The sequence below is a fragment of the Crossiella sp. SN42 genome, assembly GCF_023897065.1.
GTDB lineage: Bacteria > Actinomycetota > Actinomycetes > Mycobacteriales > Pseudonocardiaceae > Crossiella.
This window is the reverse complement of the sequence record NZ_JAMHIV010000016.1, coordinates 35,660-58,544: the sequence shown is the minus strand read 5'-3', so window position 1 is coordinate 58,544 and position 22,885 is coordinate 35,660. Positions and strand designations below refer to the sequence as shown.

Below are 22,885 nucleotides of genomic sequence, written 5' to 3'. Positions count from 1 at the left end.
ACCGGCTGGCGGCTGGCCGGTGGTGGTGAGGGGAACTCGCCACCACCGGTTTGTGCGTCGGGGGTCTACCGGAAACGGCTGGTCTTGACGATCCGGTACCCGTAGGCCGTGATGCCGGCCACGGCCGAGGTCGCGGCGAGGGTGCCGAACGGGCGTCGCATTCTCTCCATCAAAGTCTGGACAACCGCTAGGCGCGTTCGCCCGCGCGCATCTCGCGGGCGGTCCGGCTGAACGCCAACCCGGCCCCGACCGCGAGCATCGGCACCGCCGCCATCGCGAAGGCCCACCGCACGTCGATCGTGATCAGCAGTCCCATCAGCGCGATCGAGAGCGAGTCCAGGGTCATGCGGGGCAGGTCGACGATGCTGTTCACCCGGCCGAGGAGTTCGCGGGGGGCGGTGCTTTGCACGAAGGCGGGTAGGGCCACGTCGCTGGAGTACGCGACGCCGATGCCGAGCACCGCGAGCACCACGGCCGCGATCCACACGCTGGGCAGGAAACCGACCAGGGCGAAGGCCAGGCCCTCGAACAGGGTCATGCCGATGATCAGCAGGCCCCAGCGCCGGGGGAGTCCGGTTAGTGAAGCGCTGAAGGCGCCGATCAGTTGGCCCAGGCCCCAGGAGGCGACCAGGGCGCCGAGGGCGATGGGGCTGTTGGACAGCTCCTTGGCCAGGGCGGGCAGGCCGACGGCGAACAGGCCGGCGTAGGACAGGGTCGAGGCGGTGACCAGCAGCAGCACGATCCGCATCGGCACGCTGTCGCGGGCGTAGCGCAGGCCGACGCCGATCTCCCGCCACAGCGGGGTCTCCGGCCGGTCCGGGCGGGTTCCCTTGGGGGCGCCGCGCAGGGTCGCGGCCGCGACCAGGAAGGTGGCCGCGTTCACCAGCATGGCCGTGGTGGTGCCGCTCAGTGCGATCAGCACGCCGCCGCCGAGCGGGCCGACCAGGCGGCCGAACTGCTCGCTCATGCCGAGCAGGGCGTTCGCCTTGGGCAGCTGCTCGTCGGATACCAGTGACGGCAGGATGCTTGTGCTGGCCGGCCAGAAGAACGCCTCGGCGACGCCGGAGAGCACGCCGAAGACGAACAGGTGCCAGATCTGGATGGTTCCGGTGGCGTTGAGCGTGGCCAGGGCGAGCACGCCGCCCGCTCGCACCAGGTGGGTGAGCAGCATGACCGCGCGTGGCGAGAGCCGGTCCGTGACCCCGCCGCCGACCAGCAGCAACGCGCCGCGGGGGACCGCGATCGAGACCATCACGGCGGCCAGGGTCGCGGCGGTGGAGCCGGTGACCGACTGCACCAGCCAGACGAAGGCCACGTCGTAGCTGTAGTCGCCGAGCATGGAGATCGACTCGCCCGCCCAGACACGCCGGAACGACCGCGGGAGTTCGCGCACGGGGTGAACCCTCGCCGCACCCGGGCGGACCGGCAACCGGATATTCCGGCCCGATTCCTTTCGCCGCCGACCTGCGTCGGTACCTGTGTCAGTCGCGGCTGGGAAGGGAAACGTGATGCGGAAACTTGTGGTGGGTTGTCTGGTCTCGGTGGACGGGGTGCACGGGGAGCCGCGGTCCTGGGTGTCGGAGTACTTCGACGACGAGGCGGCGGCGAAGTCGTTGGCGGCGCTGGCGCGGGCCGACGCGATGTTGATGGGGCGCAACACCTACGAGTACTTCGCGCCGGCCTGGCCGCAGGCGAGCGGGCCGTACGCGGAGCGGGTGAACTCGATCCGGAAGTACGTGTTCTCTTCGACGCTGGCCTCGGTCGAGTGGCGGAACTCGACGCTGGTGGCCGGGGATCCGGTGGCCGCGGTGCGGGAGCTCAAGGCCGGGGGCGACGGGGACCTGGTGATCTACGGGTATGGGCGGCTGGCGCGGACGTTGCTGGCACACGGGCTGGTGGAGGAGTTGCGGGTGGACGTGAACCCGGTGATGGTGGGCGCCGGCACGCCGTTGTTCCAGCCGGGGGAGCGGCGGCCGCTGGCGCTGGCCTCGATCGAGCGGCGGGGGCCTGGGGTGGTCACGCTGGTGTACGTGCCCGCTTGAGGGGAGTCGGTGTGGAGTTCCTTGACCAGGCCGAGGCGTACCGGCGGGAACTGCTGGCGCACTGCTACCGCATGCTGGGGTCGGTGGACGACGCCGAGGACGTGGTGCAGGAGACCTACCTGCGCGCCTGGCGGGCCAGCGCGGGGTTCGAGGGGCGGTCCTCGGTGCGCACCTGGCTGTACCGGATCGCCACCAACGCCTGCCTGAGCGCGTTGCGGAAGCGGGACCGGCGGGTGCTGCCCTCGGGGCTGGGCGCGGCCTCGGGCGATCCGGACGCGGTGCTGGAGCCGGGTGAGGGGGTCAGCTGGATGCAGCCGCTGCCGGACATGCTGGTGCGGGCCGAGGCCGCGGATCCGGCGGGAGTGGCGGTGGCCAGGGAGGGTCTCCGGCTGGCGCTGGTGGCCAGCCTCCAGCACCTGTCCGGCAAACAGCGCGCGGTGCTGGTGCTGCGGGATGTGCTTGGGTGGCCGGCAGCGGAGGTGGCCGCGGTGCTGGAGCTGAACGTCGGGGCGGTGAAGAGCCTGCTGCAGCGGGCGCGGGCCCGGCTGGCCGCGGTGGCGCCGAAGGCGGAGGAGGTGCTGGCGCCGGAGCATCCGCGGGCGCGGGCGCTGTTTTCCGCTTATATGCAGGCGTTTGAGCGCGCGGACGCGGCGGCGGTGGAGCGGTTGTTGTTGCGGGACGCCAGTTTGGAGCTGACGCCGGGGCGGACCTGGTTCGCGGGTCGGTCCGCCTGCGTGCCGTTCCTGGCCCGGCACGTGCTCGGCGAACCCGGCAGCTGGCGGACCGTGGCCACGGCGGCGAACGGGCAGCCCGCGCTGGCCGCGTACCTGCGCGGCGAGGACGGGAGCTACCACGGTTACGGGGTCGGCGTGCTCACCGTGACGGCGGCCGGGATCAGCCGGATCACCGTGTTCGGGGACCTGATGTTGTTGCCGCGCTTCGGTTTGCCGACGGTGCTGCCCGCCACCTGACCAGGCGGCGGGCAGCGCTCCTCAGGCGGCTAGCTGCCTGCCGCGTCGAAGATCGCGCTGAGCAGGGAGGTGTGGTTGCTGGTGTCCTGGGAGAGCTCCCAGTTCATGATGCCGCCGGCGTTCGCCTTGGCCCACTGGGTCTTGCGCTTGATGGTGGGGATGCCGTTGTAGCACTGCTGGGCGCCGCTGGCCTGGACGCAGTCCTTGTTGGCGTTGGCCGGGTCCATCGCCACGATCTGGGCGTAGGTCAGGTAGTTCGGCCTGCTGTAGAACGGCACGCCGAGCACCGCCTTGTTCGCGGGCAGGCCACGGGCCTTCCAGCCGTTAACCGAGTCGATCGACCACTGGTAGTTGGCGTGCGGGCTGCCGCCGTCGTAGGCCATGATGTTGAGGAAGTCGACCACGCCGAACACCGCGGGCTGCACGCCGTTGGCGGTGTTGCCGCCGGAGACCACGGCCGCGGTGAGCAGCTTGCCCTTGGGCTTGAGCGCGCCGCTGAGCTGCTGCATCAGCGCGGTGAAGTTGTTGCCGGAAGCGCCGGGGTCCGGGTACTCCCAGTCGATGTCGACCCCGTCCAGGTTGTACTGGTTGATCACGTTGACCACCGCGTTGACGAAGGCGGTCCGGGTGTTCGCGCTGCGCGCCAGCGCCTCGAAGGCCGAGTCGTTGCCGTCGTTCCAGCCGCCGATGGCCAGTGACACCTTGACGCCGTTGTTGTGGCCCTGGGTCACCAGCGAACGCAGCTTGTTCGGATCCGGCACCGCTTGCAGGGTCCCGTTGGCGTTGGGCAGCACGAAGGCGTAGTTGATGTGCGTGAGCTTGCGGTACTGGATGCTGTTGACGTTGCCGGACCAGGACGGCATGTATCCGACGCTGCGGAAACCGGGCGGTAGCGCGGCCGCGGCCACCGCCTCGGCCGACGGCGCGGCGGCCGGTTCGGCGCTACTCGGCGCGGCGAGTCCCATGGTGACCGCGGTCGCCGCCGTGACCAGGGCGATTCCCGTTGTGGCCCAACGAGAACGGAACGTACGCCGACGAATGGAAATCGATTGCATGACGAGTTTCCCTTTCAGTGCAGGGGCTGATCGGGTGTGGCAGGGCGTCAGACCGCGGCGGCAGGGGCGGTCTGGACGGCATGCCGGAAACCGGTTTCCGCAGAGTGGGGAAACTGGGGTGTTATAGTCGAGCGGTTTTGGCCATAGCGCATACCAGTGTCTGTGTCGGCAAAGGACACGTCCCTCCTGGCAGCGGGCGAGGCTCAGCCTACTGCATGGCTTTAATCAAGTCACGATCAAAGCGCAAAAAGGGTCCAGACCACTGGGGATGGGGCCGTGATCGGCCGACACTGTCCACAGTGGAGGGTAAAACTGGGCGGGTCCGGGCGCGCACGGCGACCGGACCCGCGTGCTGGATCAGCCGCAGGCGGCGGTCAGCTTGGCCACCTGGTCGGTCTTCTCCTTCATCCAGTTGGCCACGGACTCCGGGCCGAAGTCCTTCAGGGTGACCTCGTTCATGGTCTTGGCCATGCCGTCGAGGGCGCCCTTGAGCGTGGTGTCACCGGCCTTGGCGGCCAGCGCCTCCATCTCCTTGGCCTTCTTCTGGGTCTCCTCGAGTGCCTTCTGCGGGTCCGCGACGTTCGGCGTGAAGCTGGCCACCTTGAGCGCGTCGATGCACAGCGTGGCCTTGTTGGCCGCGTCGCCCACCTTGTTCGCGGTGTTGGCCGCCTCCTGGACGGCGCCGCAGCCGGCAAGGGCGCCGAACAGGCCCAGGGTCAGCAGAGCGGTGGCCACTGGACGAGCTGCGCGCATGCCGTATCTCCGATCATCGACTGAGTGTTATGTCCGACTCTACCGGCCTGGCGAACCGGCCATGGGGAAAAGAGCCCGGTAGAAGGAGTTCGCCCGGAACCCGTCGTCGTGGTGGGTGGAGGTCCAGGACAGCGGCACCGAGCCGGCGGCGGTGTGCAGGTGGCCGTCCAGCCGGTAGTCCGGGTGCACGCCGTCGTTGCTCAGCGTCGTGCTGAAGCTGAAGGTCAGGCGGTCGCCCCTGGTCACCGGCAGGCCACCGGCGGAGAGCGGGGCGTAGACCGGGAACCAGTTGCAGCGCTGGGCCAGCGAGTCGATCGGGCTCTCCGCCGCGCTCACCCACAGCCGCACGCCGAGGGCGAAGCCGTGCAGGGTGCCGCGGCGGGTGATGACCAGCTCCCGGTCCTGGCTGCTTTCCGGGACCAGCTCGCCGCCGAAGTCCAGCGGCTCCACTTCGGCCGCGCCGGAGAGGTGCGCGCGGCGGCGCAGGGCGGGGATGCAGGCGCGCACGTCGAAGGGCCTGCCCACCGAGCTGAACACGTGTTCCAGGTAGGGCAGGGCGAGCTCGGCGAACCCCGGCCGGCCGCCGGGCGCGGCGTGGTCCAGGTCCAGCGCGACCACCGTGGTGGCGCTGCGGTGCGGGATGAACACCCCGTCCGCGCGCACCAGGCGGTCCCTGGCATCGCGCAGCACCGCGCCGGCGCCCTCCGCGCCGCCCAGGTTGCCGATGATCTCCGAGACGCACACGTCGGCGCGTTCGGGCAGGTGGACCTCGGTGGACAGGCCCTCCAGCACGGTGACCCGGTCGGCGAACCCGGCCTGTGCCACCGTCTCGCGGGCCTGCCGGGCCGCCTCGGGCAGCACCTCGACCGCCCACACGTGCCGTGCGCCCGCCCTGGCCGCGGCCAGCGCCCACACCGCCTCCTGCCCGGTGCCGATGTCCAGCACGGTGCGGCCGGGCGCGTGCCGGGCGACGGCCGCGGCGTAGCGGTCGTTGCGCAGCTGGTCGTCGAGCATGAAGTGGTACAGCCGGTCGTCGTAGACCGGGTACTCGCCGAGTGAGGGCAGCAGCAGCGCGGGCGCCGGGTCGCCGATCTCACGGGTGCGCACCAGCACTTCGCGGTCTGGCGCGGTCAGGCGGGCGATCGCGGAACCGGTCATCGGCTGGGACCGTCCCAGCGCAGCGGCAGGCTTTCCACGCTGAGCTGGACAAAAGCCCGCTCCCGCACCTCGGATCCGGCCGGAATCCGGTAGTCCGGAATTCGCCGGTGCCATTCCTCGAACACCACCTTCAGCTCCTGTCTGGCCAGGTGCGCGCCGACGCAGCGGTGAATTCCCCAGCCGAAGGTGAGGTGCCGGTTCGGAGTGCGGTCCAGCAGCACCTCGTCGGCCCGCTCGAACTCCCGCGGATCCCGGTTGGCCGCGCCGGAGAGCAGCAGCACCAGGTCGCCCTTGCGCATCGGGCAGCCGGCCAGCTCGACGTCCTCGGTCACCCGGCGGCCGTCCAGGATGATGTCGTAGTAGCGCAGCAGCTCCTCCACCGCGCTGGGGATGACCTCGGGCTCGCGGACCAGCCGCGCGCGGTGCTCCTCATGCGTGGCCAGGTGCCAGAACGCGTAGGACAGCTGCGCGGAGATGGTGTCCAGGCCCGCGATGAACAGCACGAACAGCAGGTTGGTCAGCTCCGCGCGACTCGGCACCCGGCCGTCCACCCGCCAGGTGGTCATCCGGCTGACCAGGTCGTCGCCGGGCTCGGCCTGGCGGCTGGCCAGCAGGTCGGCGAAGTAGCCGCGCACCTCGGCGCGCACCGAGTCCAGGCTTTCCGGATCGCCGTCCGGGCGCAGCACCGCCTCCTCCCAGGCCAGGAAGCGGTCCAGCTCGGTCTGCGGCAGGTCGAGCATGGTCAGGAACACCGAGACCGGCAGCCGCTGCGCGATGTCGGCGACGAAGTCGCAGGAGCCGCGGTCGATCACCGCGTCGATCAGCTCGGTGCAGCGGGCCCGGATGACCGGGTCCAGCGCGCGGGCCCTGGCCGGGGAGAACTCGCTCATCAGCGGTTTCCGCCAGGCGGTGTGCAGCGGCGGGTCCAGCTGCATCGGGATCGCGGGCTCGGCCGGTTCGGGGTCCAGCAGGGTCAGGCCGCTGTTGGAGAAAGTTCCCGGGTCGTTGAACAGCTCCCGAAGAGGAGCCATCCGGGTGACCACCCAGTAGCCGCCGTCGGCGGTGCTGCGGAAGGCCGGGTGCTCCTCCCTGCGGGCGTCGTACTCGGCCCGGTAGTGACCGATCGGCCGGGTGCCTTGCAGGTACCGGAAGTGCTTCTCGGGAACCCCAGCCTCGCCGGGCATGGCTTTTCCTCCGTCGCGCGTCGAGTGCTTCCCCCGTACTAGAGAAGAATTACCCGGCAGACCGCCAAAACCCAGGCCGGATAAACAAAGATGATGTACTGGAGGCTATCCTCCAGTGGCAATTGCGGAATTCCTCTGGGTGTTTTTCGGAAAATGTCCCGGCAATCGGCTCAGCCGGTGATCTCCTCCGGCGGCAGCGCGGAGAGCACGGCCAGCGCCCGCAGGAACGCGGCCCGCTCCGCCGCAGGCAACCGCGCCAGCACCCGGTCCTCGTTGGCCTGGATCGCGGCCTGGGTCGTCCGCCGCAGCTTCCGCCCCTTCTCGGTGATCGAGACCAGCCGCGCCCGCCGGTCCGCCGGATCCGGACGGCGCTCGATCAGCCCGGCCTGCTGTAGCTCGTCCAGTACCCCGATGATCCGGGTCTTGTCCGCGCCGATGGCTTGGGCCAGCGCCACCTGGGTGCGGATCGGCCCCTCGTCCACCGCGGTCAGCACCGCGTAGGCCCACATGGACAGCCCGTGCGCCCGCAGGATCGGCAGCTCAGCGGCGATCAACGCCCGCTCCAACGGCACGATCATGGCCGCGAGATCACGACGGCGCCCGGTCATGCCGAGCAGCGTACTGGGGTTGACCAGATCGTAAGCGCATGCACATCATATGCACATGCTTACGAATGAGTTGCTGACGCTGCACCGCCGCGCGGTACTGGACAGCGTCGCCGCGGTTGAACGGGTTGAGTCCGCGGACCTGAAGCGCCCGACTCCGTGCGCGGACTGGACGCTGGCGGAGCTGCTGGCGCACATGACCGTGCAGCACCACGGGTTCGCCGCCGCGGCCGAGGGGAACGGGGCGGATACCGCGGTGTGGCGGGTGCGGCCGCTCGGGCCGGATCCGGTGCGCGAGTACCGGGCGGCGGCGGACCGGGTGCTCGCGGCGTTCGCGGAGGAGGGGGTGTGGGAGCGGGAGTTCACGTTGGCGGAGTTCGGTGCTTCGTTCCCGGCGGTGCGGGCGATCGGGTTTCATCTGATCGACTACGTGGTGCACGGGTGGGATGTGGCGCGGGCGCTGGGGAATCGGTACCGGCTGGCGCCGGAGCTGGTGGAGGTGGCGTCGCGGATCGCGTTCGCGGTGCCGGATGATGGGGATCGGCGGCGGGCGGGGGCGGCGTTTGGGGCCGCGTTGCCGGCTGAGGGGGAGCCGATGGAGCGGATCTTGTTGTGGCTGGGGCGATCGCCGCGCTGGCCGGACTGACCGGTGGTGGACGCCGCCAAGGCGGTGGGATGTTTTCCAAAGGTGTGGTGGGCCGGCAAGGTGCGGTCGGTGGGGCGGCCGACGAGATGGTCGGGGAAATCGTTGTGGATGACTTCCGGGAGTCATTTCACATGTCCGCCGGCTATTGGGATGCCGAGGAGTTCGAAGAACGCCTCTGGTGGGACGATGAGGAGCACTGGGTGAGGATGGCGGCGGAGCTGCTCTCCCCGTATGTGCGGCGGGGTGAGCGGATCGCCGTCATGTGGGGCAACTACCTGATGCCGGCCGTGACCATGCCCGCGGATGTCGCGGTGCGGCGCGCGCGGGACATCCTGGACGCCGGGCCGCACTTCTGGATCCACCCGCTTGGCGGTTCGGTGCTCATCGAATGCCTGATGGATGGACAGGTGACGGTCGCGACGATTCCGTCAGGCTAAGTGCGGAACCCGCGGAAGTCAGGGGACAAACGCAAGGGCCGGGCAGTGACTGGATATCACTGCCCGGCCCTCGGCGTTGGTCAGAGTGTCTTCTCCAGGCGGCCGGCCAGGAGTTTGGTGAAGCGGGCTGGGTTGGGCAGGTCGCCGCCTTCGGCGAGCAGGGCCATGTTGTAGAGGAGTTCGGCGGTTTCGGTCAGGGCCTCGTCCTCCGGGCGGTCCGCGTGGGCCGCGCGCAGGGCGGTGACCAGGCCGTGGTCCGGGTTCAGCTCCAGGATGCGCTTGATGGGTGGGAGGTCCTGGCCCATGGCGCGGTACATCTTCTCCAGGGTCGGCGTGAGGTCGTAGGTGTCGCCGACGATGCAGGCGGGGCTGGTGGTGAGGCGGGTGCTGAGGCGGACTTCCTTGACCGTGTCGGACAGGGTGGTGCCCAGCCAGGTCAGCAGGGGCTCGTACTCCTTCTGCTTGGCCTCGCGGGCGACCTCGGTGGCCTTCTTCTCCTCCTCGGAGTCCAGGTCCACCTGCCCCTTGGCGATGGACTGGAACTGCTTGCCGTCGAAGCCGCTGACCGCGTCCACCCACATCTCGTCGATGGGGTCGGTCAGGATCAGCACCTCGTAGCCCTTGGCGGCCAGCGCTTCCATGTGCGGGGAGTTCTCGATGCTCTGCCGGGACTCGCCGGTGAGGAAGTAGATGTGCTGCTGGCCGTCCTTCATCCGCTCGACGTACTCGCGCAGCGTGGTCAGCTTCTCCGCGTCGTGGGTGGAGGCGAAGGAGCAGATCTCCAGGATGGTCTCGCGGTTGTCCGGGTCGGAGAGCAGGCCTTCCTTGACCGCGCGGCTGAACTCGGTCCAGAAGGTCTGGTAGGACTCCGGCTTGTCCGACTGGAGCGTCTTGACCGTGGCCAGGATCTTCTTCACCAGGCGCTTGCGGATCAGCTGGATCTGGCGGTCCTGCTGCAGGATCTCGCGGCTGACGTTGAGGGATAGGTCAGCCGCGTCCACCACGCCCTTGACGAAGCGCAGGTACTCCGGGACCAGCTCCTCGCAGTCGTCCATGATGAACACGCGCTTGACGTAGAGCTGCACGCCGCGCTTGGCGTCCCGCATGAACAGGTCCATCGGCGCCCTGGACGGGATGAACAGCAGCGCCTGGTACTCGAAGGTGCCCTCGGCGTTGAGCCGCACCGTCTCCAGCGGGCCGGTCCAGTCGTGGCTGATGTGCTTGTAGAACTCGGCGTACTCCTCCTCGGTGACCTCGCTCTGGCTGCGCGCCCAGAGCGCCTTCATCGAGTTGACCGTCTCCAGCTCCTGGCCGCCGTCCTCCTCGCCGGTGGACGGCTTGGCCATCCGGATCGGCCAGGTCAGGAAGTCGGAGTAGCGCTTGACGATCTCGCGGATCTTGGCCGGGTCGGTGTAGTCGAAGAGGTTGTCCTCGGCGTCCTCCGGCTTGAGGTGCAGGGTCACCGAGGTGCCCTGGGGCGCGTCCTCGGCGGGGCCGATGGTGTAGGTGCCCTCGCCCTCGGACTCCCAGCGCACGCCCTCGGACTCGCCTGCCTTCCTGGTGACCAGGGTGACCCGGTCGGCGACCATGAAGCTGGCGTAGAAGCCGACGCCGAACTGGCCGATCAGGTCCTGGGAGGCGGCCGCGTCCTGGGTCTCCTTCATCTTGCGCAGGAACTCCGCGGTGCCGGACTTGGCGATGGTGCCGATGAGGCTGACCACCTCCTCCCGGCTCATGCCGATCCCGTTGTCCCGCACGGTCAGCGTGCGGGCCTCCGGGTCGGTGGCGATCTCGATGTGCAGATCGTCCGCGTCGGCCACCAGGTCCTTGTCCCGGTAGGTGGCCAGGCGCAGCTTGTCCAGCGCGTCCGAGGCGTTGGACACCAGCTCGCGCAGGAAGGTGTCCTTGTTCGAGTAGATCGAATGGATCATCAGCTGCAGGAGCTGACGGGCCTCGGACTGGAACTCGAGCGTTTCGGTCGGGCTGGTCACGTGCTTCCTTCCGCGAATCACTTCCGGGTGCTGCGACCAGGCATTCTACGTGTCAGGCGGTGCGGGAGAGTTCGCGCTCCCGGCGCGGGGCCCGCTTGGGCGCCGGGCGGAGCTGGGCGGGCGCGGCGGTCACCAGGTCGCGGTAGATCCGCTCGAACCGGCCGATGGTGTTCGCGATGGCGTGCTCGGCGATCATGGTCTCGCTGGCCTTGCCCATGGTGGCCAGCATCTCCGGGTCGCTCAGGGTCTGGGTGAGCCGGGCGGCCAGCGCGAGCACGTTGCCGGGCGGGAACAGCCAGCCGTTGCGGCCGGGGCGCACCAGGTGCGGCAGGGCCATCGCGTCCGCGGCCACCACCGGCTTGCCAGCGGCCATCGCCTCCATGGTGACCAGGCTCTGCAGCTCGGCGATGCCGGGCATGCAGAACAGGTCGCAGCGGGCGTAGGCGGCGAGCAGCTCGGCGTCGCTGAGGTGGCCGTGGAAGGTGACCCGCTCGCGCACGCCGAGGCGGTCGGCCAGCGCCTCCAGGCTGCCGCGGCAGCTGCCGTCGCCGACGATCTCGGCCCGCACGTCCAGCTCCGCGGGCAGCTTGGCCAGCGCCGCCAGCAGCTCGTTGACCCGCTTCTCCTCATCCAGCCTGCCCACGAACAGCACGGTCCGGCCCTGACCGGCCTGCCGCTGCTGGGCGCGGCGGTACTTCTCGATGTCGATGCCGCAGGAGATGGCCAGCGCCTCCCGGCCGAGCTTGTTGTCCTGCAACAGCTTCACCGCGCGCGGGGTGGGCGCGGTGACCACCTGGGCGCGGCCGAACACCGACACCAGGTCCCGCCAGGCCAGCCGGGCGCTGGTGGCGCGCAGCCAGCCGGGCATCTTGACCAGCGCGAACAGGTTCTCCGGCATGAAGTGGTTGGTGGCCACCAGCGGGATGCCCAGCGCGGGCGCGGCCTTGGCCAGCGCGCGGCCGACCACGAAGTGCGCCTGCACGTGCACCACGTCCGGCTGCAGCTCGCGCAGCAGCTCGGTGGCGGTCCGGTTCGCCTGCCACGGGGTGGAGAACCGGAACTTCTGGTAGAAGGGCCAGCGGTGCGAGCGCACGTGGTGCACGGTGATCCCGTCCATCGCGTGCGAGCCGGCCAGCAGCTCCGCCGAGACGTCCGGGGCCGGGCAGAGCACGTGCACGTCGTGGCCCTGGGCGGCCAGGCCCGAGGCCAGGCGGTGGGCGAAGTTGGCCGCCCCGTTGACATCCGGCGGGAAGGTGTCGGCGCCGATGACGATGCGGAGAGCACGCTGACTGGTCATGATGCGGTCCTGTTCTGGGCTGACCAGGCAGGTGCGCGCTGGTCGTCGACTTCGAGGGAAGGGGTGCCGGGCGCGAGGGCGAGCAGGGTGACCCCGGCCAGCGCGACGGCGGCGCAGGTCAGCTCGGCCACGGCCACCCACGGGGTGGTGCCGGCGGCCTCGCCGAGCAGGCCGACGCCCATGGCGACCGCGACCAGCGGGTCGAGCACGGTCAGGCAGGCGACCACGTGGTGCGGCCGTCCGCTGGCGTAGGCCTGCTGCACGCACCAGCCGCCGCCGAGCAGCGCGGCGGCGACGCCGGCCACCGCGAGCCAGGAGATCCCGGCGCCGGCCTGGAACTGGTGCGCGGTCAGCCGGACCAGCACCGAGACCACGCCGTAGGCCACCCCGCCGCCCGCGCCGAGGGCGAGGCAGCGGAAATTGCCGCGGGTGAGCGAGCCGATGATCATCAGTGCCGCGACGCCGAGTGCGCCGAACAGCAGCACGTCGGTCAGCGCCCCGGCCGGTGGCGTCCCGGTGGCGCTGCCCGCGGCGAAGGCGACGAAGCCGCCCATGCCGAGGGTGGCGGTCAGCACCGGGGTGAGCACCGCGGCGTTGATCCGCCGCCCGGTCTGCCGCGCGTCCAGCACCGCGGCCAGCACCAGGGCGAGCACGCCGACCGGCTGGACCACGATCAGCGGTCCGATGGCCACCGCGATCGCGTGCAGCACGGTCCCGCCGCCGAGCAGCGCCAGGCCGAGCAGCCAGCGCGGGTCCCGGACCAGCCGCCACAGGGTGGCCAGCCGGAGGTTCGCGCCGTCACCGGTGGCTTGCACGGCCGAGTGCTGCACGCGGGCGGCGGCGGCGTAACAGCACGCGCCGACCACCGCGAGCAGCACGGCGAGTCCGGTCAGGTCGATCACAGTGCCCACTGTGGTCGGCCGGTCCGCCCTGATCATCGGGGAATGTCCCCGGGGTGACCCCTACATGTCCCCCAGGCAGCTCAGGGACCTGCGAAAACCGGTCAGGATTGGGGGGTTACCACCCTTGTCGCGAGCACCGGCAGCGCACTGGGTTTGAGGAAGGCGCGGGTCACCTCGCGAACCCTGGCGCCAGGGGCCAGCACCAGGTGCCAGCGCCGGTAGATCGCGGCCACCGCCAGCGTCATCTCGGTCCAGGCGAAGTTGTCGCCGACGCAGTGGTGCGGGCCGCCGCCGAAGGGGAAGAACCGCTCGCGCCGCCAGGTCCTGGCCTCCGGGTGCAGCCAGCGGTCCGGGTGGAAGCGCAAAGGGTCGGGGTACAGCGCGGGATCGCGGTGCAGGGTGGGCGGCACCACCAGCACCTCGGCCGCGGCCGGAAGTTCGGTGGCGCCAAGGCGGAGCGGCTCCACGGTGGTGCGCATCAGCAGCCAGACCGGGGAGTGCAGGCGCAGCGTCTCGGTGATCACTCTGTCCACATAGGACAGTTCGGGTAGCTCGGCGACGGTGGGCGGCCGGTTGCCCAGCACGGTGGTGAGCTCGTGCCGCACCGCCTCGGCGACCTCGGGGTGCACGGTGAGCTCGTAGGCCAGCCAGGACAGCGCGGTCGCGGTGGTCTCGGTGCCCGCCATCAGCAAGTTGAGCACCTGGGCGCGGATCTCCGCATCGCTCAGGGGTTCCCCGGCGACCAGGGTGGACAGCAGGTCGCCGTGGTCGGTCCCGGCCTGCCGGTAGGCTGCGATGGCTTCGTCCACAATGGAGGTGAGCCGGTGCAGCGCCTCGTCGAAGCGGCGGTTGGCCGGGATGGGCAGATGTTCCAGGAAGTCCGGCAGCAGCGCGCGGCTGGTCACGCCGTTGAGCACCGGGGCCAGCGAGCGCTGGATCTCGGCCACCGCGGCCTGGCTGAACTCGGTGTGGAACAAGGTTTTCGCGGTCACGCCGAGGGTCAGGTCGGCCAGCTGCTGGTCCAACCGGAACCGCCGCCCCTCCGGCCAGGCGGTGATGATCCGGTCGATCTCCGCGCGCATGATCCGCGCGTAGCCCGCGATCCGGTTGCGGTGGAAGGCGGGCTGCACGATCCGGCGCTGCTCGCGGTGTGCCGGGTCGTCGGCGGTGGCCAGGCCGTCGCCGAGCAGCTCCCGTGCCTTGCGGAAGACCTTGCCGCGCTGGAACTTCGCCGCGTCGGTGACCAGCACCTGGCGGATCAGCTCAGGGGAGTTCACCAGGTAGATGACGCGGGGGCCCAGGTGGAAGGCCACCAGCTCGCCGTGGCCGCGCAGGCTTTGCAGGAACTGCAACGGATCCCTGGTCAGGGCGGGCAGGTGGCCCAGCACGGGGAGACGGCCCGGTGCGACCGGGACGGACGGCAGGACGGCGCTCATGGTGGCCTCCACCTGTTGTGCGGCTCAGGGTTTGCGGGCCACCGCCGCGAGCAGAGAGGCGTGCGCCGGCATGTCGGTGACCAGTCGCAGCGGGGTGTTCGGCCGCCACTGCGAGGTGTAGACCAGGCCGGGGTCGACCAGGTCCAGACCGTCGAACAGGCTCGCGATCCAGGCGCGGGAGCGGGCCACCCCGGCGCTGGTGGTGGCGCGGGAGAGCTCGACCAGCTCGCGCACCTCGGCCGAGCCGTCGGCGCCGTCGTCGGTGATGTGCGAGAGCACCAGGTAGCTGCCAGCCGGCACCGCGGCCAGGTAGGTGCGGGCCAGCTCGGCGGCCTCCTCGGCGTCGAGCACGTAGTGCAGTGAAGAGGCCATGACCACCGCGACCGGCTCGCCGAAGTCCAGCAGCTCCCTGGTGACCGGGCTGGCCAGCACCTCCTGCGCGGCGCGCATGTCCGCGCCCAGTACGCCGGCGCCGGGCACCGAGGCCAGGATCAGCTCGCTGTGCGCGACCGCGACCTGCTCCTGCTCCACGTAGACCACCCTGGACTCCGGGTCGATCTCCATGGCCATCTCGTGCACGCTCTTGGAGGTCGGCATGCCCGAGCCGAGGTCCAGGAACTGGCTGATCCCGCGTTCGGCGCAGTAGCGGACCGCGCGGCTGAGGAAGGACCGGTTGTACCGGGCCAGGTCCCGTACCCACGGCATCCGCGCGATGGCCGCCTCGGCCATCTGCCGGTCGGCGTCGAAGTTCCACGCGCCGCCGAGCAGGTAGTCGTAGACCCTGGCCGGGCTGGCGCGGTCCACGTCGATGTCGGGCGGTACCCAGCTGGTCTGGGTGCTCACGAAAGACACACATCCCATCGTGTGGTGACGGTGCGACCCGGCCGGGGTGCCAGGCCGACCAGCCACTGTGCGCTTGGCTGGCAGGGGGACGGTAGGGGTATCGCCCGGAATGCCGCCCCGGGTTAACCGGATCGGGTCAAGTGGTAGCGGTTTGTTACGCAGAGGGTTGTAGTATGCACGCTCTGTTGACCATCCCCCTCGGGAAGAGGAACACCGTGCGACCCCTCCGGGTTCTTGGCACCGCACTGTTCACTTGTCTCAGCCTGCTGGCTTGCCCGCTCACCGCGGCGGCCGAACCACAGGTCCGCTGCACCGAGACCAAGCTCCCGGTCTCCTTCGGTCTCGGCCTGCTGCGCCAGACCGTGCACGGCACGCACTGCGCGCCCGTCGGCGGCGCGTCCGGCACGGTGCAGCTGCTGGTGCACGGCGGCACCTACAACCGGCACTACTGGAACCTGCCCTACGCCCAGGGCCGCTACTCCTACCAGCGCGACATGGCCCGCGCCGGGCGGGCCACCTTCGCCATGGACGCCCTGGGCAGCGGCGACAGCTCAAAACCGTTGAGCGCGCTGATCACCGGCACGGCCCAGGCCGGGGTGGTGGACCAGGTCGCGGCCAAGCTGCGGGCCGGCGCGGTCGACGGGGTGAAGTACCGCAAGGTGGTGCTGGTCGGGCACTCCATGGGCTCGGGCATCGCGCTGCTGGCCGCGGCGCTGCACCACGGCGTGGACGGCGTGGTGCTCACCGGCATGACGCACTCGATGGACCTGCTCGCGCTGACCGGGATCTTCGTCAAGGGCATCACGCCCTCGCTGCTGGACCCGGTGCTCGGCGGCCGGAGCCTGGACCCGGGCTACCTCACCACCTGGCCCGGCACCAGGGGCGTCTTCCACGAGGGCGGTTCGGTGGAGGCCGAGGTGGTCAGGGCCGATGACGCGACCAAGGACCAGGTGGCCGCGACCGTGGTGGCCGACCTGCTGCCGTTCGGCTTCATCCTGCCGGTGTCCAAGGCGATCAAGGTCCCGGTGCTGATCGCCAACGGGGACAAGGACAACCTGTTCTGCGCCTACTCCTGCGCGGATGAGCAGACGTTGCTGGCCAGGGAGAAGCCGTACTTCAGCGCGGAGGCGAAGCTGGCCGTGCACCTGGTGCGCGGGGCAGGCCACGCGGTCGCGCTCGGCCGGGACGCGGCGGTGCACCGCACCGCGATCCGCGACTGGCTGAAGTCGAACTTCCCAGGTTGAGCGGTCCACCGTGACCGTGCCCTTCCCGGAGAGCGGGCGGCCCCCAGCGGCCGTGCCGCTCTCCCCGGCCGAACGCGCCAAGGCGCGGGCCAAGCTGGCCCGCAAGTGGGCCGGGCAGATCAGCACCACCGAGTACGTGCCGCTGGAACCCGAGGAGTTCCAGCGCACCCTGGACGCCATGGTGGACGCGCTGGTCGACGCGGCGCGCGCCGAGCCGTTCCAGGCGCACCCGGCCACCGCGCACGGGGCCGAGCTGGTCGCCGCGGGCTGCACCGGCCCGGCGGCCTTGCAGCACACCATGGACGTGCTGGGCAAGGGACTGCTGGCGCTACCCGAGCTGGCCGGGCTGCCGCGCGCCGCCGAGCGGGTGGTGCTGCTGCTGGGCGCGCTGGCCGCCGGGTACAGCGAGGCGGTCCGGCTGCACACCCTGTCCCAGCAGGACACCATGCTCAAGGCGCTGCGGGTGGCGCTGCAGGACACCCGGCGGGAGCTGGTGCTGGCCCATGGCCGGTTCGAGCACCTGCTGGCCGGCACCTCCAGCGGGGTCGCGGTCACCGACGCCGAGGGCCGGTTCACCCTGGTCAACGACGGGCTGGCGGCGATTCTGGGGCAGCCCAAGGAGGAGCTGTCACCGGGTTCGCTGTTCGAGGTGAGCCATCCGGAGGACGTGGCCGCGCTGCGCAACGCCTACCGCTCGCTGCTGTCGGGCCGGGTGGCGCGGGTGCGCAACGAGCACCGGCTGGTGCGCGCCGACGGCGAGCGGGTCTGGGCCATGCTCAGCCTGGCCGCGGTCCGGCCGGGCGAGCCGGGCGCGCAGCTGGTCGCGGTGGTGGAGGACAGCTCGGAGCTGAAGCTGTTGCAGGGCCAGATGAACCGGCAGGCGCTGCACGACCGGCTGACCCAGCTGCCGAACCGGCAGTACTTCGGCAGCAACCTGGAACGGGTGCGCAGGCAGGCCGACCCGTCCACCGGGATCACCCTGTACCACCTGGACCTGGACGGCTTCTCGCTGATCACGCACGGGCTCGGCCGGGGGGTCGGCGACCTGGTGCTGGACACGGTGGCCAGGCGGCTCAAGGCGGTGGTGGCCGGGGAGGAGGCGATGGTGGCCCGCTTCGGCGCGGACGAGTTCGCGCTGCTGGTGCGGAACGGGCCGGGCACGCCGGACGTGGTCCGGATGATCCAGCGGATCACCGCCGCGCTGGCCGAACCGCTCTACGTGGGCGACTCCGGGCTGGCCGCCACCGCCTGCATCGGCGTGGTGGACCGCCCGGCGCGGGACCTCACCGCCGAGGAGCTGCTGGAGGCCGCCGAGCTGGCGCTGGCGCGGGCCAAGCGCAACGGCTGCGCGCAGTGGGCGCTCTACGACCCGTTCCAGGACGCCAGGGACCGGGAGTGGGCCTCGCTGGCCGCCGCGCTGCCCGGCGCCTGGGAGACCGGGCAGCTCACCGTCACCTACCAACCACTGTCCACAATGGACGGTGAGCGGCTGCTGGGTGTGGACGCGCTGCTGCACTGGGACCATCCGCGGCGCGGGCCGGTACGGCACGAGCTGTGCGCGGAGCTGGCCGAGCAGACCGGACTGATCATGACGCTGGGAGTGGCGTTGCTGCGCAAGGCCTGCGCCCAGCTGCGGGACTGGCGGGAGCGGCTGGAGTGCGACCTGCCGGTGCACGTCCCGCTGACCGCGAACCAGGCCGCCGACCCGGACCTGGTCGGCCACATCCGGTCCATTGTGGACAGCACAGGGCTGCCAGCGGACCGGCTGTGGCTGGGCATGCCCGCGCCCGCGCTGGTCAACCCCGGCGGTGAGGCGGCGGAGAACCTGCGGCTGCTGGCCGCGGCCGGGGTGCGGATCGAGCTGCTGGAGTTCAGCACCACGGCCGCGGACCTGGCCTGCCTGGAGGACCTGCCGGTGCGCGCGGTCCGGCTGGCGGGCTGGCTGGTGGAACGGCAGGCGCACCGCACCGGGCAGGACACGCTGGTCGCCGGTGCGCTGCGGGAGCTGTCCCGGCTGGTGCGGGCGACCGGGGTGCGGGTGGTGGTGGCCGGGGTGGACACGCCGGAGCAGGCCGAGTGGTGGCGCTCGATCGGCGCGGACGCCGCGCGGGGCGGGCACTTCGCGCCCGCCGGGTCGCCGGAGCGGTTCGAGGAGCTGCTGAAGCCCCCGTCCGGATGAATCCTCGACCACTTTCCGCAGCGAGCGCGGGCGGAGATCACGCTCCGGTTCCCGGATCTTCACCTGCGGGCGCGCGGAACGGCACACTGTCCGGCGTGGCTCCGCATGAACTGACCGCGGCCGACTGGCCCGCCCTCGATGTCCCCGCCGCGCGCCGGGTGGCCGAGGGCCTGGCCAGGCGGCACGGCATTGGCCTGCGGGAGGTCTTCCGCTACACCTACGCCGGGCGCGGTGCGCCGGTGGCGGTCTTCGACGTGGCGGGCCGGGACTTCGCGCTGGTGCCGGGCGGGGCGGTGCCGCTGGGCTTCGACGAGCGGGGCTGGACGCCGAGCGAGGAGGAGATGGCCTCCTTCCTGGGTGATGAGGACGCGCTGTCCCCGGCCGCGGAGCCGGTGCGCAGCACTCCGTACGAGCCGGACTTCGCCGCCGAGGACCTGACCGAGATCAGGGCCGGGCTGGCCAGGCGGACCACCCGGCCGAGGGTGGTGGAGCTGCCCTCGTTGCTGGTCGCGGTGCAGGCCGAGCCGGTGGGCGAGCGCGGCCCGGCCGAGGTGGCGGCCGCGCTGGCCGCGGCGGGGCAGCGCTTACCCGAGCCGGATGAGTGGGAGCACGCGGCGGCCAGCGGGGCGCGCACCCTGTTCCCGTGGGGCGACCGGTTTCCCAGCAGCGCCAACACCATCGACCCGAGCGTGCCGAACCTGTTCGGCCTGCGCATCGCGCACCACCCGGACGAGCCCGAGCTGACCGCGGACCCGGCGGTGGTGCTCGGCGCCTGCCCGCCGGAGGACGGTCCCTGGTTCGAGACCCGCCTCGCGCACGCCCCGGCCTACCGCGGCGCGGTCCCGGGCGACCGTCCGGTCTTCGTGCGCGCGGTGCTGCCGGTGACACTGTCCACTGTGGACTAACTCAGGTCGGCGGCGTACTCGCTCAGCGCGATGCGGTTGGGCAGGCCGGTCTTGGTGATCAGGTTGGAGACGTGGCGTTCCACCGTGCGCGGGGACAGGTGCAGGCGTTCGGCGATCTCGCGGTTGCCCAGCCTGCCGATGAGCAGGCGGAGCACCTCGAACTCGCGGACGGTGACGCCGACCGAGCGCAGGCCGGGCGGGATGCCGCCTGCGCCTTCGCGGTGCTGGGCGACCCTGACCCCCGCGCGGCGGAGCAGGGCGCGGCAGGCGCCGGCCACCGAGGCGCCGTCCAGGCGGTGGAAGTAGGCCTCGGCGGTGCGCAGCCATTCCACCGGCTCGCCCCAGCCCGCGGCCAGTGCCTCCTCGCCGACCAGGCGCAGGCCGAGGTGCCTGCTCATCGCGTACGGCTCGCCGACTCGCAGCGCCTCGGCGACCGCCTCGGCGGCTTCGGTGGCCTTGCCCTCGCGGCCGAGCAGCACGGCCCTGGCGAAGCAGGCGAACTGGCGGTCCCAGCGCAGGCCGCCTGCCGGGTTGGCGGCCAGCTCGTCGTAGGCGGTGCGGTCGGTCTGGCCGCACAGCACGGTGAGCAGCAGGTGCAGGCCGTGCCTGCCGGAGAGGTGGAACACCGAGCGCTCGGTGTCCTCGCCGTCCAGCGCGCGGGCCAGCTCGGCCAGCGCGCGCGGCCGGTCCTCCTCCAGCAGCGCGCAGAAACTGCCTGCCAGGCCGTGGATGCGCGGGGCGTGCAGAGCGGGGTCGCCGTGCCAGTCGCGGAACTCGGCCAGCGCCTCGGCCAGCTCCTTGCGGCGGCCCTGGTGCCCGGCCAGCACCGCGCGCAGCAGCAGCGTGTACTGGGTGGTCTCCAGCAGCTTGAGCCGGGTGGTGGCCGGCAGCACGCCGTCGATCAGGATGCGCGCGGCGTCGAAGTCGCCACGCAGGATGGAGTGCAGCGCGATGCTCGCCTCGGCCTGGTACCGGGCGGTGATCGCGCCCGCGGCGGAGGCCAGCTCCCTGGCGTGCTCCAGCCGGTCCAGCGCGCCGGTGCGCAGCGCGTCGTCGTTGCCCAGCCGGATCAGGGTGTGGATCTCCCAGATCGGCAGCTGGTGCCGGACCGCGACCGCGCGGGCCCGTTCCAGGCAGGCGGTGCCCTCCTCGGGGTCGCGGTGCCGGGTGATCGCGCCGAGCAGCTGCCAGGCCTGGCAGGCCACCACCGGCAGCGGCACCGACTCGGCCACCTCGGCGGCCTGCCGCCCCAGCCGTTCCGCGGTGGCCAGCTGGCCGGGGCCGGGGATGTCCAGGGCCAGGTGCGCGGCGACCACGTCGATCGGCGCGGTGTCCTCGGCCGCCGGGTCCGGGCCGAGCAGCGCGCGGGCCGCCTCGACCTGGGTGATCCCGTCCGCGGAGCGCCCGGCCACCGCGGCGGCCCAGCCCAGCCGGGTGTGCAGCTGCGCGCGGCGGCGCGGGTCCAGGCCGCCGACCTGGTCCAGGATGGCCACCGAGTCCAGCGCGCGCTCCACCTCACCGGCCTCGGCGAGTGCGTTGACCAGCAGCTCCAGCGCGGTGGCCCGGCTGGCCGCGTCCTCGTGCCGCAACAGCTCCCAGGCCTGGTCCAGCAGCGCGACCGCGGAGCCCGCCGCGCCCTGGGCGAGGGCCCGCCTGCCCACCTCGGTGTAGAGCCGCCCGGCCGCGCCGTGCTGGCCCGATGCCTTGCGCAGGGTGGCCGCGACCTGGCACCAGGCCTCCGGCAGGCCGGGGTGCACCTGCTCGACCGCCTCCGCCAGCGCCGCGGCCAGCTCGGCGCGGGCGGACTTGTCGACCTGGGCCAGCACGGCCTCGCGGCTGAGCTGGTGGTGGAAGGCGTACCAGTCCGCGGTGGTCTCATCCGGCGCGACCAGCTGGGCGGCCAGGTCGCCGTGCAGCAGGCTGAGCAGCTCCCGGTCCGGCAGCCCGGTGACCCGCTGCACCACCGCCAGCGGGAAGCGCTGGCCGAGCACGGCGGCCACGGTGAGCAGCTCGCGGGCCTGCCTGCTGAGCGCCTCGACGCGTTGGGCGAGCGCCCTGGACACCGTGGTGGGCAGGGTCGCGGGCAGCTGCTCGGCGATGCGCACGGTGCCGCCGCTGGTGCTGAGCAGGCCGCCCTCGACCATGCCCGCGACCAGTTCCTCGATCATGAACGGGTTGCCGCCGCTGCCCGCCCACAGCAGGTCCGCCACGGCGGGCGGCACCCCGGCCACGTCCAGGCAGGAGGCGGCCAGCGCGGCCAGCCCGGCCCGGTCCAGCCGGTTCAGCTCGATCAGCACGCACTGCCCGCGCTGGGCGGCGGCGCGCGCGATGCGCAGCGCGGGGCAGGGCTCGTCCCGGATCGCGCCGAGCAGCATGGTCGGTTGCAGGTCCAGGTTGTCGATCAGGTACTCCAGCACGGCCAGCGTCTCCGCATCGGCGTGCTGCAGGTCGTCCAGGACCATCAGGCAGCCGCGTTCCCGGCCCACCAGCCCGGTCAGCCGCAGCACCGCCTCGGCCAGGATGACCAGCGAGTCGCCCTCCCGGCTACCGCCGTCGCCCCAGCCGGGCAGCAGGCGGCCGAGCACCGGGCCGTACGGGCCGAGTGCGGTGGGCTGCACGTCGACCGACCGCAGCAGGGACAGCAGGGCCTCGGTGAGCGGCCGGAACGGGGCCATCGGGTCGATCGCGCTGGCCCGTCCGCGCATCAGGCTCATGCCCGCGGAGTAGGCCGACTCGGCCACCGCGGCGGCCAGCCGGGACTTGCCCATGCCGCTCTCGCCCACCAGGAACACGGCGCCGCCGCGTCCGGCTCTGGCCGAGTCCAGCACGGCCGTCACCGCCGCCAGCTCGGGGTCCCGACCGACCAGGATCGAGGAACGGTGCCGCACCCAGCGGACATTAGCCGCTGCCGAAAGGCCAGTCAGGTCTCGTTCTGGCACTGGCCTTTCGGCTGCCCCTTAGGGCGACGGCGTTACAGGTTGACGAAATTACAGGGTGACCGGCGGGCAGCAGGTGGTGATCGCCACCGCGGTGCTCTCCTCCACCGGCGCGCCTGCCGCGGTGCCGAAGAACCCGGCGGCGAGCAGGCCCACCGGCAGCGCGAGCCGGGTCAGCGCGACCGCGCGGGCGCCGAAGTCCAGCTCCGGCAGCAGGCGCAGGGCGCCCACCGGCTCGGTGAAGTCGTGCAGGTCGGGGGTCTGGATGGGCTTGGACACGGGACTGTCTCCTGTCATCGGG

Annotated in this window: 20 protein-coding genes; 7 read left to right on the top strand and 13 right to left on the bottom strand. The window is 71.7% G+C overall.

Annotation, left to right across the window (positions count from 1 at the left end):
* Positions 1–187: 187 nt before the first annotated feature.
* Complete coding sequence (locus M8C13_RS20100) at positions 188–1,393, bottom strand: MFS transporter (RefSeq protein WP_252482180.1); 1,206 nt, start codon at positions 1,391–1,393, stop codon at positions 188–190.
* Between the two features lie 115 nt (positions 1,394–1,508).
* Between M8C13_RS20100 and M8C13_RS20095 the strand changes: the two genes are divergently transcribed.
* Both M8C13_RS20095 and M8C13_RS20090 read left to right on the top strand, forming a co-directional pair.
* The gene (locus tag M8C13_RS20095) at positions 1,509–2,042 is read left to right on the top strand and encodes a dihydrofolate reductase family protein (RefSeq protein ID WP_252482179.1); all 534 of its coding nucleotides are present in this window, start codon (positions 1,509–1,511) and stop codon (positions 2,040–2,042) included.
* A gap of 11 nt (positions 2,043–2,053) precedes the next feature.
* Positions 2,054–3,013 carry an RNA polymerase subunit sigma-70 gene (locus M8C13_RS20090; protein ID WP_252482178.1) on the top strand — a complete coding sequence of 320 codons (960 nt, stop codon included), beginning with the start codon at positions 2,054–2,056 and terminating at the stop codon, positions 3,011–3,013.
* A 29-nt stretch (positions 3,014–3,042) separates the two neighbouring features.
* Here M8C13_RS20090 and M8C13_RS20085 read toward each other — a convergent pair whose 3' ends face one another.
* The 5 genes from M8C13_RS20085 to M8C13_RS20065 all read right to left on the bottom strand — a co-directional run bounded on the left by M8C13_RS20085 (position 3,043) and on the right by M8C13_RS20065 (position 7,771).
* The gene (locus tag M8C13_RS20085) at positions 3,043–3,978 is read right to left on the bottom strand and encodes a glycosyl hydrolase family 18 protein (protein WP_252482177.1); all 936 of its coding nucleotides are present in this window, start codon (positions 3,976–3,978) and stop codon (positions 3,043–3,045) included.
* Between the two features lie 447 nt (positions 3,979–4,425).
* A complete protein-coding gene (locus M8C13_RS20080; RefSeq protein ID WP_252482176.1) occupies positions 4,426–4,821 on the bottom strand; it encodes a bacteriophage spanin2 family protein in 396 nt (131 codons plus the stop codon).
* Positions 4,822–4,860: 39 nt separating this feature from the next.
* Complete coding sequence (locus M8C13_RS20075) at positions 4,861–5,979, bottom strand: 50S ribosomal protein L11 methyltransferase (protein ID WP_252482175.1); 1,119 nt, start codon at positions 5,977–5,979, stop codon at positions 4,861–4,863.
* The gene (locus M8C13_RS20070; protein WP_252482174.1) at positions 5,976–7,163 is read right to left on the bottom strand and encodes a cytochrome P450; all 1,188 of its coding nucleotides are present in this window, start codon (positions 7,161–7,163) and stop codon (positions 5,976–5,978) included. Before M8C13_RS20070 ends, M8C13_RS20075 begins: the two co-directional genes overlap by 4 nt.
* 170 nt (positions 7,164–7,333) lie before the next feature.
* A complete protein-coding gene (locus tag M8C13_RS20065; RefSeq protein ID WP_252482173.1) occupies positions 7,334–7,771 on the bottom strand; it encodes a MarR family winged helix-turn-helix transcriptional regulator in 438 nt (145 codons plus the stop codon).
* A 55-nt stretch (positions 7,772–7,826) separates the two neighbouring features.
* Here M8C13_RS20065 and M8C13_RS20060 point away from each other — a divergent pair, with 55 nt between their 5' ends.
* Both M8C13_RS20060 and M8C13_RS20055 read left to right on the top strand, forming a co-directional pair.
* Positions 7,827–8,414, top strand: a complete 588-nt coding sequence (locus M8C13_RS20060) for a TIGR03086 family metal-binding protein (RefSeq protein WP_252482172.1) — start codon at positions 7,827–7,829, stop codon at positions 8,412–8,414.
* The gene (locus M8C13_RS20055; protein ID WP_252482171.1) at positions 8,381–8,851 is read left to right on the top strand and encodes a hypothetical protein; all 471 of its coding nucleotides are present in this window, start codon (positions 8,381–8,383) and stop codon (positions 8,849–8,851) included. Before M8C13_RS20060 ends, M8C13_RS20055 begins: the two co-directional genes overlap by 34 nt.
* A gap of 80 nt (positions 8,852–8,931) precedes the next feature.
* On the opposite strand, the gene htpG is transcribed toward M8C13_RS20055, so the two are convergent.
* From htpG to M8C13_RS20030, 5 genes are all read right to left on the bottom strand, one after another.
* Positions 8,932–10,842: a molecular chaperone HtpG gene (gene htpG, locus M8C13_RS20050; RefSeq protein WP_252482170.1), complete on the bottom strand. Its 1,911-nt coding sequence runs from the start codon at positions 10,840–10,842 to the stop codon at positions 8,932–8,934.
* A gap of 52 nt (positions 10,843–10,894) precedes the next feature.
* On the bottom strand, positions 10,895–12,139 hold the full coding sequence (locus M8C13_RS20045) for a glycosyltransferase (RefSeq protein WP_252482169.1): 1,245 nt from the start codon (positions 12,137–12,139) through the stop codon (positions 10,895–10,897).
* Positions 12,136–13,077 carry a hypothetical protein gene (locus tag M8C13_RS20040; RefSeq protein ID WP_252482168.1) on the bottom strand — a complete coding sequence of 314 codons (942 nt, stop codon included), beginning with the start codon at positions 13,075–13,077 and terminating at the stop codon, positions 12,136–12,138. The genes M8C13_RS20045 and M8C13_RS20040 overlap by 4 nt, the downstream gene beginning before the upstream one ends.
* Positions 13,078–13,142: 65 nt before the next feature.
* A complete protein-coding gene (locus M8C13_RS20035; RefSeq protein WP_252482167.1) occupies positions 13,143–14,477 on the bottom strand; it encodes a cytochrome P450 in 1,335 nt (444 codons plus the stop codon).
* A gap of 24 nt (positions 14,478–14,501) precedes the next feature.
* On the bottom strand, positions 14,502–15,320 hold the full coding sequence (locus M8C13_RS20030) for an SAM-dependent methyltransferase (protein WP_252482166.1): 819 nt from the start codon (positions 15,318–15,320) through the stop codon (positions 14,502–14,504).
* A gap of 215 nt (positions 15,321–15,535) precedes the next feature.
* On the opposite strand from M8C13_RS20030, the gene M8C13_RS20025 reads away from it, so the two are divergent.
* From M8C13_RS20025 to M8C13_RS20015, 3 genes are all read left to right on the top strand, one after another.
* A complete protein-coding gene (locus M8C13_RS20025; protein ID WP_252482165.1) occupies positions 15,536–16,564 on the top strand; it encodes an alpha/beta hydrolase in 1,029 nt (342 codons plus the stop codon).
* A 10-nt stretch (positions 16,565–16,574) separates the two neighbouring features.
* Positions 16,575–18,743: an EAL domain-containing protein gene (locus tag M8C13_RS20020; protein ID WP_252482164.1), complete on the top strand. Its 2,169-nt coding sequence runs from the start codon at positions 16,575–16,577 to the stop codon at positions 18,741–18,743.
* Positions 18,744–18,838: 95 nt separating this feature from the next.
* Entirely contained in the window at positions 18,839–19,648 is an 810-nt protein-coding gene (locus tag M8C13_RS20015; RefSeq protein ID WP_252482163.1) for a hypothetical protein, read from the top strand.
* Here the strand turns inward: M8C13_RS20015 and M8C13_RS20010 are convergent.
* Both M8C13_RS20010 and M8C13_RS20005 read right to left on the bottom strand, forming a co-directional pair.
* Complete coding sequence (locus M8C13_RS20010) at positions 19,645–22,536, bottom strand: AAA family ATPase (RefSeq protein WP_252482162.1); 2,892 nt, start codon at positions 22,534–22,536, stop codon at positions 19,645–19,647. The genes M8C13_RS20015 and M8C13_RS20010 overlap by 4 nt on opposite strands.
* A gap of 99 nt (positions 22,537–22,635) precedes the next feature.
* Positions 22,636–22,863, bottom strand: a complete 228-nt coding sequence (locus M8C13_RS20005) for a hypothetical protein (protein ID WP_252482161.1) — start codon at positions 22,861–22,863, stop codon at positions 22,636–22,638.
* Positions 22,864–22,885: the final 22 nt, after the last annotated feature.